At 28.6% G+C, this 12903-nt stretch carries 11 protein-coding genes and 1 pseudogene; 8 read left to right on the top strand and 4 right to left on the bottom strand.

Annotation, left to right across the window (positions count from 1 at the left end; all coding sequences use genetic code 4):
* Positions 1-169: 169 nt before the first annotated feature.
* Positions 170-898: a phosphorylase family protein gene (locus MAG_RS02140; RefSeq protein WP_011949590.1), complete on the bottom strand. Its 729-nt coding sequence runs from the start codon at positions 896-898 to the stop codon at positions 170-172.
* Positions 899-1068: 170 nt separating this feature from the next.
* Between MAG_RS02140 and mnmA the strand changes: the two genes are divergently transcribed.
* The 6 genes from mnmA to MAG_RS02110 all read left to right on the top strand — a co-directional run bounded on the left by mnmA (position 1069) and on the right by MAG_RS02110 (position 9356).
* Positions 1069-2193, top strand: a complete 1125-nt coding sequence (gene mnmA, locus MAG_RS02135; RefSeq protein ID WP_011949589.1) for a tRNA 2-thiouridine(34) synthase MnmA — start codon at positions 1069-1071, stop codon at positions 2191-2193.
* 10 nt (positions 2194-2203) lie between these two features.
* Positions 2204-4846, top strand: coding sequence for an alanine--tRNA ligase (gene alaS / locus MAG_RS02130; protein ID WP_011949588.1), 2643 nt, complete (start codon positions 2204-2206; stop codon positions 4844-4846).
* The gene (gene ruvX / locus MAG_RS02125) at positions 4839-5279 is read left to right on the top strand and encodes a Holliday junction resolvase RuvX (protein WP_011949587.1); all 441 of its coding nucleotides are present in this window, start codon (positions 4839-4841) and stop codon (positions 5277-5279) included. The genes alaS and ruvX overlap by 8 nt, the downstream gene beginning before the upstream one ends.
* Complete coding sequence (locus MAG_RS02120; protein WP_232955068.1) at positions 5254-5997, top strand: BC85_0335 family putative methyltransferase; 744 nt, start codon at positions 5254-5256, stop codon at positions 5995-5997. The genes ruvX and MAG_RS02120 overlap by 26 nt, the downstream gene beginning before the upstream one ends.
* A 287-nt stretch (positions 5998-6284) precedes the next feature.
* Positions 6285-8459, top strand: coding sequence for an MAG2960 family serine endopeptidase lipoprotein (locus tag MAG_RS02115; protein WP_011949585.1), 2175 nt, complete (start codon positions 6285-6287; stop codon positions 8457-8459).
* A gap of 192 nt (positions 8460-8651) precedes the next feature.
* Positions 8652-9356: an SDR family oxidoreductase gene (locus MAG_RS02110; protein ID WP_081475842.1), complete on the top strand. Its 705-nt coding sequence runs from the start codon at positions 8652-8654 to the stop codon at positions 9354-9356.
* Between the two features lie 158 nt (positions 9357-9514).
* Here MAG_RS02110 and MAG_RS04695 read toward each other — a convergent pair.
* The 3 genes and pseudogenes from MAG_RS04695 to MAG_RS02095 all read right to left on the bottom strand — a co-directional run.
* Positions 9515-10429, bottom strand: a pseudogene (locus MAG_RS04695) (transposase); the annotation flags it as partial.
* Positions 10430-10529: 100 nt separating this feature from the next.
* Complete coding sequence (locus MAG_RS02100; RefSeq protein ID WP_011949581.1) at positions 10530-11162, bottom strand: hypothetical protein; 633 nt, start codon at positions 11160-11162, stop codon at positions 10530-10532.
* A 21-nt stretch (positions 11163-11183) separates the two neighbouring features.
* A complete protein-coding gene (locus MAG_RS02095; protein ID WP_011949580.1) occupies positions 11184-11639 on the bottom strand; it encodes a Frag1/DRAM/Sfk1 family protein in 456 nt (151 codons plus the stop codon).
* Positions 11640-12377: 738 nt separating this feature from the next.
* On the opposite strand from MAG_RS02095, the gene MAG_RS04530 reads away from it, so the two are divergent.
* Together MAG_RS04530 and MAG_RS04365 are read left to right on the top strand one after the other, a co-directional pair.
* Positions 12378-12500: a hypothetical protein gene (locus MAG_RS04530; protein ID WP_257056542.1), complete on the top strand. Its 123-nt coding sequence runs from the start codon at positions 12378-12380 to the stop codon at positions 12498-12500.
* Between the two features lie 36 nt (positions 12501-12536).
* Entirely contained in the window at positions 12537-12902 is a 366-nt protein-coding gene (locus MAG_RS04365) for a hypothetical protein (protein WP_011949578.1), read from the top strand.
* Position 12903: the final 1 nt, after the last annotated feature.

The following is a 12903-nucleotide window of genomic DNA, read 5'->3' as shown; positions in this document are numbered from 1 at the left end:
TATATACCTTTATAATGTTCAACATCTTAACATATTTTTTCAGAAAATCCCAAAAAATAAATAAGAATTTCCTTATAAGTCTGAAAAATAGTCACATTTAGCAAAAATAAGTAGGCTGAAAAATAAAAATTCAGGTACAAACCTGAACTTTAAATCATGAAAAGGATTATTATTTCTCAATATGCTTATAAATATCATCTAAAGCATTAAGAGCGACCTCAAACATCTGTGAAAATTCTAGCAGTCTTTCATCGCTAGTCATTGATTTTCCAGTTACTATATTTTCAGAAACACTTAGTAATGCAGCAGATTTTTTATTACATCTTTTAGCAGTTGTAAAGAGACCAAAGCATTCATTATCAACTGTTTGACATTTAGTTTTCCTTATTGTCTCTTCTAAAGGTCTTAGACTATAAAACACATCAGTTGTATGACAAGCAACATCAAGCACATTTATTTTTTTCTTTTTAGCAGACTTTTTTAATAATTTAACTATATCTTTATCAGGATAAGCATTATGAGTTTTTTCACCTGTCATTAGTGACACAAAACCTAAGCCATCAGCATATGCTCTTTTTACTAAAACTGGCTGTTTAGTGTCTAATCAGTCAACATATGAGCCAGTTGAACCTAGTCTTATAATAACATCTACATCATATTCAGTAAACAATTCATAGGCATAGATTCCCATGCTAGCTACACCCATACCGCTAGCTCCTATAGTAACTAATTTGCCCTTATATTCACCAGTGTAAAAATAAATATTTCTTACAGAAGAAACTAATTTAGGATTAGTTAAAAACTTTTTAGCCATATATTCAGCTCTTAAGGGATCACCTGGCATTAAAACTATTTTAGCAATTTCTCCTTTATTACAACTTAAATGTGGTGTTGGCATAATACCTCCTATGAATTTTAAAAACATTCATTTTTATTATAGCATAAGCATATTTTGCTAATAATTTGCAATAGTAAACAAACTAAAGTGTAAAGCAATAAAAATATTTAAAAATGAGCTTGGAATCGGAAAATTAGAAGCCAAATAAATGGTAAAATTTAAAAATAATTATGTCTAATAAGAAAAAAGTAATTTTAGGAATGTCAGGCGGAGTTGATTCGTCTGTTTGTGCATATTTATTGCTTAAACAAGGCTATGAGGTTGAAGGCCTTTTTATGCGTAACTGAGACTCAATGCTTAATAATGATTTTCTAGGTAATGAAAATATTTCACAAGATATATGTCCACAAGAGCAAGACTATCAAGATGCTTTAGAAGTTGCGAATAAATTAGGAATTAAGCTTCACAGAGTTGATTTTGTGAATGAATACTGAAATGATGTTTTTAAAACATTTATTTCTGAATATGAAGCTGGAAGAACTCCAAATCCAGATATTTTGTGTAACAAATATATTAAGTTTAAGGCTTTTAGTGACTATGCATTTAATAATCTTGGAGCCGACTATATTGCTATGGGTCATTATGCTAAAGTTACTGATGGCAGGCTTTATCGGGCCAAAGACCAGAATAAAGATCAAACATATTTTTTAGCGCAATTAAGTCATGAACAATTAAAAAGAGTGCTTATGCCTTTAGCTGAATTTAGCTCAAAAGAGGAAGTAAGAAAAATAGCACAAGAGCAAGACTTGATAACTGCTAGCAAAAAAGATTCAACCGGTATATGTTTTATAGGTGAGCGTAAATTTACAAAGTTTTTGCAAAATTATATTCCAATGCAACCCGGAGATATTGTTGACATAAGAACTAATAAAAAACTTGGTAAACATGAAGGATGTTTCTATTACACAATTGGCCAAAGAAAAGGACTTAATTTAGGCGGACAAGCTGAGCCATATTATGTTTGTGGACACGATGTAAAGAAAAATATTTTATATGTCGCCCCTAGCAGTGATTTAAGTTATTTAACTTCTGATGCGCTATTAGCAACAGGGCTTACTCTTAATCATGATGACTTTGATCATAATAATTTAAGTGCTAAATTTAGATACAGGCAACAAGATATTCCAGTAACAATTGAATTATTGCCTAATAACACTATAAAAGTGTATTATCCGTCAGAATCACAAGCTGTTACACCGGGCCAACAAGTAGTGCTTTATGAAGGCCAAAAATGTCTTGGTGGAGCAGTTATTGAGAAAATTTATTATAAAGGCAGCGAAAAAACTTATTTATAAGGTGGTATTTATGAAAAAATTAACATCGACTGAGATAAGACAGAAGTGATTAGATTTTTTTGAATCAAAAAATCACTTAGTTATTGAAAGCAAGTCATTAATTCCTGTTAATGATTCATCACTATTATGAATTAATTCAGGTGTTGCAACTTTGAAAAATTACTTTTCGGGTAAAAAAGTACCACCTGCATTTAGACTTACTAATAGTCAAAAAGCAATAAGAACTAATGATATAGAAAATGTAGGTGTAACCAGCAGACACCACACCTTTTTTGAAATGCTTGGCAATTTTTCAATTGGCAACTATTTTAAAAAAGAAGCCATTGCATATGCGAAAGAATTTTTAGTAAATGTCTTAGAAATGGACTTTGAAAAATTATACTTTACATACTATGAAGAAGACTTAGAAGCTAAAAATTATTGACTAGAAAATGGTGTTGATGAATCACATTTAATTAGTGGCACAAGAGACACTAACTTTTGAGATTTAGGATCTGGCCCATGTGGACCATGTACTGAAATTTTTTATGACCGTGGCGAAAAATATGACCGTCGTGGGCTTGATTTATTAAAAAACGATATAGAAAACGACAGATATATTGAGATCTGAAATATAGTCTTTTCACAATTCAATAATGATGGCGAAGGTAATTACACTGAATTAAAGCAAAAAAACATCGATACTGGTGCTGGCTTAGAAAGATTAGCAAGTATTATGCAAGATGTACCTACTAACTACGATTCTGATTTATTTATTAACATTATTAGAGAAATAGAAAAATACTCACCATACAAATATGTAATTGAAAACTATTTTGCTAAGGACGAACATCAAGGTGAAATTAACACTAATTTTAAGATTATTGCCGACCATATTAGAACAGTAGTTAATGCAATAGCTGATGGCGCAAAAGTTTCTAATGTTGGACGCGGCTATATAATTAGAAGACTTTTAAGAAGGTCATACTACAAAGGTATGCAATTGGGCATAAAAGACTTATTTTTACATAAATTAGTTAAAGTAGTAAAAGATTCATTGCCTTATGAATATAACGAAAAAGATGTTATTGATGCCATTAAAGAAGAAGAGTTATTGTTTAGTAAAACAATTGAAAAAGGCAAGATACTACTAGAGTCATTTTTAGATAATGAAAATAAAGTTTTTGATGGTGCAGTTGCCTTTAATTTATTAGAAACATACGGCTTTCCTATTGAATTAACAGCTGAAATTTTGCATCAAAAAGGCATAAGTGTTGATATGGATGCTTTTGAATTAGCTAAAGAAAAGCATGCTTTAGCTTCAAAAGGTGGCAAGGCTACTGGAATGGATAAAGTTATTAATTCTTTAGCATTAATTGATAAAAAAATGGACAACTTTGTTGGTTATTCTGAGCTAAGTGCTAATTCTAAAGTACTTAAACTTTTTGATGAAGAAAATGAAGTAGAAGGCTTTGAAACAGGCGGATATGTACTTTTAGAAACTACTCCATTTTATGCAACTAGTGGTGGTCAAAGACATGACAAAGGTTTTATAATTCAAGGTGAAAACAAGATCAAAATAATAGATGTTTTCAAAGATAAATTTGGTAATCACATTCATTTTGTAGAAGGTAAAATGAATAATCATGAACCAGTTTCTTCATTTGTTGATCCTAATATAAGAATTGGCTTAGAAAGAAACCACTCAGGAACACACTTATTATTCTGTGCTTTAAGAAATGTCTTAGGTTCTCACATTGAGCAATTAGGTTCAGATAATAATGAAGAAAGACTAACATTCGACTTTCCAGCAGATGAAAAACCTAGTGACGAACAAATTAAAGCTGTTGAAGATTTAGTAAGAAGTTACATTACAAAATCTATTGATCGTGAATATATCACAACTACAGTTGATAAAGCCAGAGAAATGGGCGCAATTATGACCTTGGAAGAAGGCGAATATATGGATCCTAGAGCAATTAGAGTTGTTCGTTTTGGTGATATCACTAGTGACCTATGTGGTGGAACTCACTTAAGCAACACTTCTAAATTGGAAAGCTTTAAGATTACTAATGTTGAGAAAAAGCAAGCAGGTGTATTTAGAATTAGAGCTATAAGCTCAAGCAAATTAGTTAATGAATACTTAAGTAAAGTTAATAAAAAACTTAATGAAGAATTAGCAACAATTATTAAGAAAATTAAAGAACTTAAGAGTGACTATGTAGCTCCTGCAATTAACGAAAATGAACCAGATATTGAAACATTAAATGCATCAATTAATAAAAGAATTGATGAGCTAAGAGAAGTTTATAAACAATTATTAAAAGAAAGCTCAAATCTTGAATTTGACTATGAAACAGTCAAATTCGACAAAATCAAAGATTATGATGTTTATATTAATTTAGATGTTGATGCTTCAGCAGTTAAATTAATTGCTGCATCAATAAGAGATAAGTTCCAATTAGGCAAAACAGTAGCAATAATAGGATCAAAGAATGAAAATGAATTATTATTAGCTATTGCAACTAGAGCAATTGATGCTAATAAAATGTTTAAAAAACTAGCTTCAGAACTTAATGGCCGCGGCGGTGGTGCGCCAATATTAGCTATGGGCAAGATGAATTATTCTGAAGATATTGAAAGTTTAATTAAGGACTATTTACCCGATGCGTAAACTTTCATTTGATCTAGGAACTAAAACATGTGGCTTTGCTATTAGCGACATATTAGAAATAAGTGCTAATGCCTTAGAAACAATAAGATTTGTTGAAAATGATTTTAATGCTGTAATAGTCAAAGTCAAAGAAATAATAAAAATGTATCAAAACTCAATTGATGCTTTTGTTTTAGGCTATCCTCTTAGAAGTAACGGGTCAAAAAGCGAAAGAACTATGATGGTTGATAATTTTGCTATTCTTTTAGCAAATGAATTTCCAGGTATTAATATTTACTTAGTAGATGAATATGGTTCAACAATTAAGGCGCAGAGAATTTTAAAAGATGCTAAGTTATCAAATAAAAAGACAAAAAGCAAAAAAGATACTGTCAGCGCTGTTATCATATTAAATGATTTCTTACAATATGGGGGTCAAAAATATGAGCTTTAAGGAAAAGTTAGTCCAAAATGGATCTCCAACTTCTTTAGGCTGGGGTTTAATCGCTTCAGCAATAATAGCGTCTTTGATAGGCATAATAACATCAATTATTGTTTTTGTAAGAGTATTTAAAATTAAAAAACAATTTAATAAAGCTCAAGAAGAAAATGCTAAAAATGCAATAATGAAAATTAAAGGCTCTGAGTTGGATGCTAAAGATGAATTTATTAATAAAGCATTTAGCACAAATATTGATGAACTCGATATGCTTCATATAGTTAAGTCTGTTTATTTAAATTATGCGCAAAATGTCTTAATTGATGGGCTTAATTTAGAAAATTTATATCTTACTCTTAAAACTATGACCTTAGCAAACATAGAAATTGATCCTAGGGCAATTAGTTCCAAAACTTGAAATGAAGCAGTGCTTAAATATAAGGACAAAATAACCGAAAAACCTTGTTTTATAGTCTCTGAAGACAAAAAGTATAATTTAATTATTAGTGCTAATGATAATACTAGCAATGCCGAGATTTTTAACAAACTATATCCAAAATTAACATTTGGTGGCCTTTTAATGGTTATTCAGAATCCTATTATTAAAAGTGATTTAAAAGATTTAAAAAGAGATCTAAAGATCAAAAACATTCGTTTTGAAGCCTCTAAAAATAAAGCATTATTTTTATACATTGTTAAGTCTGAAGAAGATAAATCACCATATTTACAATAAAATCATAAAATAGTTTGACCAGTGTCGGACTATTTTTTACTTATTTATCTTGGCAATTAAAAAATAAATTGATAATATTAGCCAGGACAGAAATTTTAGGATAAAACAATTATAATTAATCTTTTTCATATTAATGTATATGAAAAAGTATTCAGCGTTAATAAAAAAAGTTTATTTTAAAAAATTAATGGCTATAATGGTAGTGAAGTCAATATAGCAATTATATTGCTATATTCACAAAACCAAACTTGCTAAATTCAAACAATAATGATCTTGGAGATCTAAATATGTCATATGTTAAGCCAGAGAAGAAATTAAAACTGCTATTAAGGACAATTGCATCTGCATTGCCACTATCTTTTACTTTATCATGTACAAATGTTGTAAAAAAGCCTGATTTTAAGATAATTACTGATCAAACAGATCCTTCAGGCACAAATAATAAAACCCCTGCACAGCCTAAATTAGATGATAATAAAAAAATTGATGAAAATAGCGATAATGAAGCCAAAATTCCTATAAAACAGGCAGACAAGCATTTTTTAGATCTTAATCAATTAAAGATGATTACCCCACGTGAAATTCACCAGAAAACTAAAACATATAATGAAGCAAAATCAAATTTTGAAAAGTATTTATTAGACAGTGCAACTGATTATGTAGCTGAAAATAAATATGATTATAGTACAAGAGATAATGATAGTAAATACTTTGAGCACGTAAAACCACTAGGCGAATATGGAAATATTGGTAACTCTAAAGAGCAAAGGACTAAGTTTTATAATCCAAGAGTTCCACTATGACACAATTTAGAACAAAAATATTTAGAAAAATTTAGTGAAAGCGATGTTAATGGCTTAACTGCTGAATCAATTGATATTAATGAAATAATAAAAACCAATCCATTTGGATTTTTACCATCAAATTTAAGTCAGCTTTTCTACTATGCTAATTTTAAGTCTTTAGGAAATCTATTTAATATTAATGGTACCAAAAATGTTAAAGCAACTTTTGATGATGTTAAAGGTCAATTTGACATTTTAATTTTTGACAGCAACAATAATAAACATTATTTCCAAATAAAAAATGATGGGAAAATAAATACTTCACTTAAAAAGAATGCTGATTTTTTCCAATACATTAGTGACCGCAGTTTTGAGCTAAATGTTAATCAAAAAGTATGAGTTGATGAGTTTGTCGAAAGCACAAGGCAATGAAGCAAAAGGCTAAATTTTGCTCGTCATTCAGGAACCGCTTGAGTTATTGATCGTGTTAAAACTACTAACACAGACTATTATGAATTATTGATTGCTACTAATATTCACGTTTTTAGCTTGCGTAATACATTTGATAAGTCCTTGCATATGAAAGATTTAAAGGACACTTCATTTGATGGCAGATGAAAAGAGTTTCCACCTGGATTTTATGATGGAAAAAATGCAACTGATACTAGCGACAATAGAAACAAAAGTGAATATTTTAGAGCTAACAGAGTACAAGAATCAATTATTGGTGATGACTTCGGAATCTTTGAATTAAGTAAGTTTAAATATATGAATGACAACAATAAATATGTTCAGGCTTTCGATGCATATAAACAATACCTAGATGCACCTTATTATATACCTAGATATAAAACAGAAGCATATATAAAAGGTGAAAAGGCAGATCTTGATAATGTACCAAGTAACTACACAAATTTTGTTACTAAAAACTCTGGTGGCGACTTTTTAACTCTTAAATTTAAAATCAAAAAAGATAAACTAAAAGACGTATTACCTAAACTTAATGAAGTTATTGATACAGAAGTTGAAAAAGACTGATATATAAACTTTAATAAGGATAAGTTTAGTCCACTTAAAACTCAATTCTATGCTGGTTATTCTAGATTTTGAAATCCTTTTGTTAAAGATTCACCTGCTCAATTCAGAGGTATAAAATCAACAGGCGGATTAATTTCAACACAAAGAAGAATTATTGATGAGCATATATTTAGAGATGTTTGACTAAAATATGATGCTAAATTAAATAAAGAATATAACTCATTAAATGATCGTTATAAAAAATATGAAAAAGCATTTATAGACAAAGAACACGGTATGCCATTAACAATTGTTGATCAGTTTTCAACGCTATATACAAATATCCCTTTCGGAGAGCTTAACTTAGAAGAAGGTGCATCAGGCTCAATGGTGATTGATTCATCATTTAACGTAATTGGTATTTTAAATACTTCTGTTGAAGATATTCCTATTGGGCAAAAAACATTATTACCGCTTCCTGGTACAGACTTTCAAAGAGTTATTCGTAGAAGAACTAATGGAGTAATACTTTTCCAGAGTCTAAGTGATGATTATGTTAATACAAAAGATAACAAGCCACCATTTATTTTTGATGGATTAATTGACAAGCTTAAAGCTGATAAGTTGCAAACAGTTAAATTAAACCCTAATAGTAAATAATTAAGAATGTGCTATAAGCACATTTTTATTTACTTCTTCAGTTTTTTAGCATTAAAAGGCTGTTTTATAGGATTTTTAGCAAATTTCATTATGTCTAACAAGACAAGTATTTTGCTTTGTGCTAAATTTTTTTAATAAAATAAAGTTGTGAGTAAACAATATTTAAGGACTATATGAAAAAACTAATTGTAAATAACCGGTGCTAATTCTGGCATCGGACTAGCTACAGCAAAATTATTTGCTTCTAAAGACTATCCTATGCTTTTAATTGATAAAAATATTGATGTTTTAGAAACAATAGATTTCAAAAACTGTTTAATTAAAAATGTTGATGTAAGAGATTTTAATAGTCTTAATCAAGCTATTATCGAGGCGCAAAATGAATTTGGTACAGTTGATTTAATGCTTAATAATGCCGGCATTATGCCACTAGATAAGTATTACGAGCAATCATTGCAAGATAAATATGACATTATAGACACCAATATAAAAGGTGTAATTAATGGTATGGATGCCGTGCTTCCATCAATGATTAAAGAAAACAGTGGAACAGTAATTAATATAAGTAGCACGGCAGGCAGATTCACTTATGACGATCACTCAGTTTATAATGGCTCAAAATTTGCAGTTAATGCTATAACTCAGCAAGCTAGAAGAGAACTAGCACATACTAACATTAGGTTTTCATTAATAGAACCTGCTATTGTAAATACAAACTTATTAAGCACAGTTAAAAATCAAAAAATTAAAGATGAATACTTGCAATTCCAAAGAAGTATTGATAATGGTTTAAAGCCTGAAACAATAGCTCAAACTATTTTATATATTTATGAATTGCCACAGGATGTGACTATTAAAGAAATTTTAATTTCACACACAAACGAATCTGAGGTTTAGGTTTTTTATTTTTCATTATATCATAGTGCCAAATCACCTACAAAATAGTGGTATACGTAAATTTCTATAAAAAATGTAGGCTCAGAAACATGCAATTATTTCTTTTTTAATAAAAAAGTTTTAGTGTAATGCTATATTTCTAACAATTCCGCAGGGTCTTAAACATATTTCAACACCTTGCGCTTTTTTCATTTTGTATCATTTATTACTTCAACTTTGTAACTTCTCAAATATTCTATAATCTGTCTGAATGAGTAGTTTTGATGAAGATTTAGTTTTATTAAATTGTTCTTAACTTTTGTCGCAATTATTAGTGACAAGTAGTTTAGAAACTCTGTTGTGTAAACTTTCATTTCTGAATGAATTATTGATTTTAATAGTTCCAAAATATTTTTATAAAAGTTGAACAATTCTTCAATTTCTTATCTTTGATCATATGGTGTGTATAGATCCTTTAATGAAAGGTCAACATTGGATTCGAAAACAATGATTCCAAAAAATTTATTATTTTTATTGAATTCATCAATGTTAAATGCATTTCTTTTAGATGCTTTTGATAGTTTTCAACACTTTCTTTGCCAGCTATTTCTAAGTCTTTAAATAGATAAAAAATTTTCATCTATTTACTTTTCAGACCCTAGTAATTGCTTATCTTTAATTTTTACAGGAGCTAAGTTTTCATCAAGTTTTTCTGCTCTAATTAATGTTGTATTTCTCTTTAATGGCAAAAGATACTTAACATTTTTATTCTGTTCTAAAAGCCCTGTAATTGCTTTAGTTCTAAAACCTTTATCGGCCACTAATATTTCCCCAGTGCTAGGCACATTTTCCAAAAAGTCCTCAAAAATAGTCGAATTCAGCATATTTCCTCGGCGTGGTCTGTGATAAATTGGCTCTTTAGTATATAAGTCACAAGTGTGAAGTAAGGTAAAATCTTTGCTACTTTTAACCTTGCCTTTTCTTGATCATTGAGAAAAAGTTACATCATCTGAAATATAAGATTTAAGTGTGCCATAAATAATTTGCACTCTACCTTTGAACTCATTTATTCTATCTAACATTGTTGTATATAAATAAAAAGAATCGCTAAATTTTGTTATTTTTAGACAATAATAATTGAACAATGCTTTCAAAAAAACAAAAGAGATTGGAATCTTTTGTTCCTATAGTATATTAACTTGCAGAATAATAAGTTTGATTTCTTTGTTGTTCATCTTTGCCATAATTATTTATAGCTTCACCGGTTTTTTTAAGAATTTTGATTAGGTGAATCTGTCTAAATTTGAAAACACCATAAAATTGTAATGGAGCAGGAATTATGATACTAAGAACCACAACAACGATATTCCATGTTTTGTGTTTTAACATTGGCTTATCATGAAAAGTATATTTAATATAATAATTTATAAACTCTTTAGGAGTTAAATCAATTTCCAATTTATAGTAAAAAGATATAGTTATTACCTTAAAAAATCAAAAAATAAACACAACAGCCGCAAGTGAAACTATAACATTTCATGTGATAAATATAGGTTTGTACATTCTTCCAAATAATAGCGAAATAACACCATATATAACAGCACCTATTAACGCTCATAATATACTTAAACTATGTGCAATCCTTACATTCTTTGTTATTCTAATTGATATAGGTTCGTGTAAGTAATAAAAAATAACAGTCATTAGAACTATATAGTCAACCAATCCGAATAGACCATAAATAAGTTTAGAACTAATAAATTTTGCTCAAAACATTATAATAACTGAAATAATTGTTAAGATTGCGAATTGTGATCAAGAAGCCATTCAAATCCTCCATTTATAATATTATCGTGCGCCATACTTACAATGCTTTTTAACAATTAAGTAGAAAATTAAGTTCAAAGGAATTGAGAGCGCAAAAGAAATTAACAGCGGTGCTGTAATTGCACGTGTAAAAATAATAAAGTCTCTATTATATCTATGCTTTTTTCTTAGTATTTGGTATGAAAGAAATGTTGATATTGCTGCCCAAAGATATGCCAAAAAGTAAAATAAAATTCTTAATGACGGCTTATTAATATTTGCTTGTTGAAGTTTTTTTATTTCAAATATAGTCTGGATTCCTGCAGCCATAGCTAAGGAAAAGGCGCATATAATGCTTCAGTATATAAGAGCCACGCTAAGGGCATCCTTGCGTGCATCAAGGATTTTTTCAGGTTTTTTATCATAATTATCATTAGATTGATAAGGTACAGAATTGTTTGTATCTGCTTGGCATGGATTATAAAAATAATTGTTCATAAATGTATCCCAATATTAAAAGAATTTTATTAATAATAAAATTATATTATTTTGAGAACTAAAAATTAATGAAAATAAACTGTAAAATCGAAGTATAACTAGCCCCCTATTCAATCAAGGGGCTTTTTATTTGATCTTTTAAGTAATTAATTTACTTTAAGGGCATATTACAAAAAGCAGTTTCTAGACATATGATAAATGTATAGACAATGCAATAAATAACTATTTTTTATAAGCGAACTGTGAAAGCCAAAAATATAAAAATAAATTTAGCATCAATTTAACTACTTTTAAAAGTAAGCTAAAAATTGAATACAAACACTTAAAGAATTTAAGGTAGGAAAGGTGTCTTGAAATTACTATTATTCATAAAACAATCAGGACTAGTGTCAAATTTGTTTCAATTTCCAAATTTAAAAACATTAACTTTGAGCGTTTTATGCAAATTACATAATTAAAGCTTTTGCAAACATAGGATATGCTGAACATAATAAAAATGCACAAAAAATAATTCGTTTTCTAAAAAGCATAATTCTATTCAAAAATGAGTATTAGTTCCTTATCAATTCAAAAAGAATTATGCGAGCATTTAGATCTTTAAAACTAGATAATAAGAGATTTTTAATAAATTGAATTATCTACTTGAAGGTAATAGAAGGTATATAAAAGACAACTAATAAAGGTAATAACTAGAAGGTATATAAAAGGTAATAAATAGAAACAAAATAAAAGGTAAATATGAAAAATAAGATACTAGAAAGTATTGAATCAAAAGCTAAAAATACTTTAAAAGCTTTAATTTCTGATATTAAGCTAGAAACTAAATATACACATATGCATTATTTAGCAAACAAGGACTAAAAATTGTATTTATATTTTGAATTTGCTAAGCCTAAGATGAAAAAGAAGCCTAATAAAAATACTCATAAAATTCATGACTATGAATATTACACTAGTGGAAGATATATAGACTACATAAGCAGGCCAAGTGCTGTATATATTCAAAATGATAATGATAATAGAACTACTTTATTAGCCGAAATGAATAGCAAAAAGCTAAATGTTAATTTGTTTATGAATTCTAAATTACTAATGAATCAATTATCTGAAAGCATTGATAGATATAGCCTTAAAGAAGGATCGAAAAGACTAGAAGGCAAAAGTGGCTTACACAAGCTTTTTGAAAAAGATCTTATTGATATTGATCCTGATGAAGCTAAAAAAGAGTTTAAAAAATTAAAAAACAATAATCAATTTATCTAAG

Origin of the sequence: Mycoplasmopsis agalactiae PG2 (genome assembly GCF_000063605.1) — a bacterium.
GTDB classification, from domain to species: Bacteria; Bacillota_I; Bacilli_A; order Mycoplasmatales; family Metamycoplasmataceae; genus Mycoplasmopsis; species Mycoplasmopsis agalactiae.
This window is presented reverse-complemented; position numbering and strand designations above follow the sequence as displayed.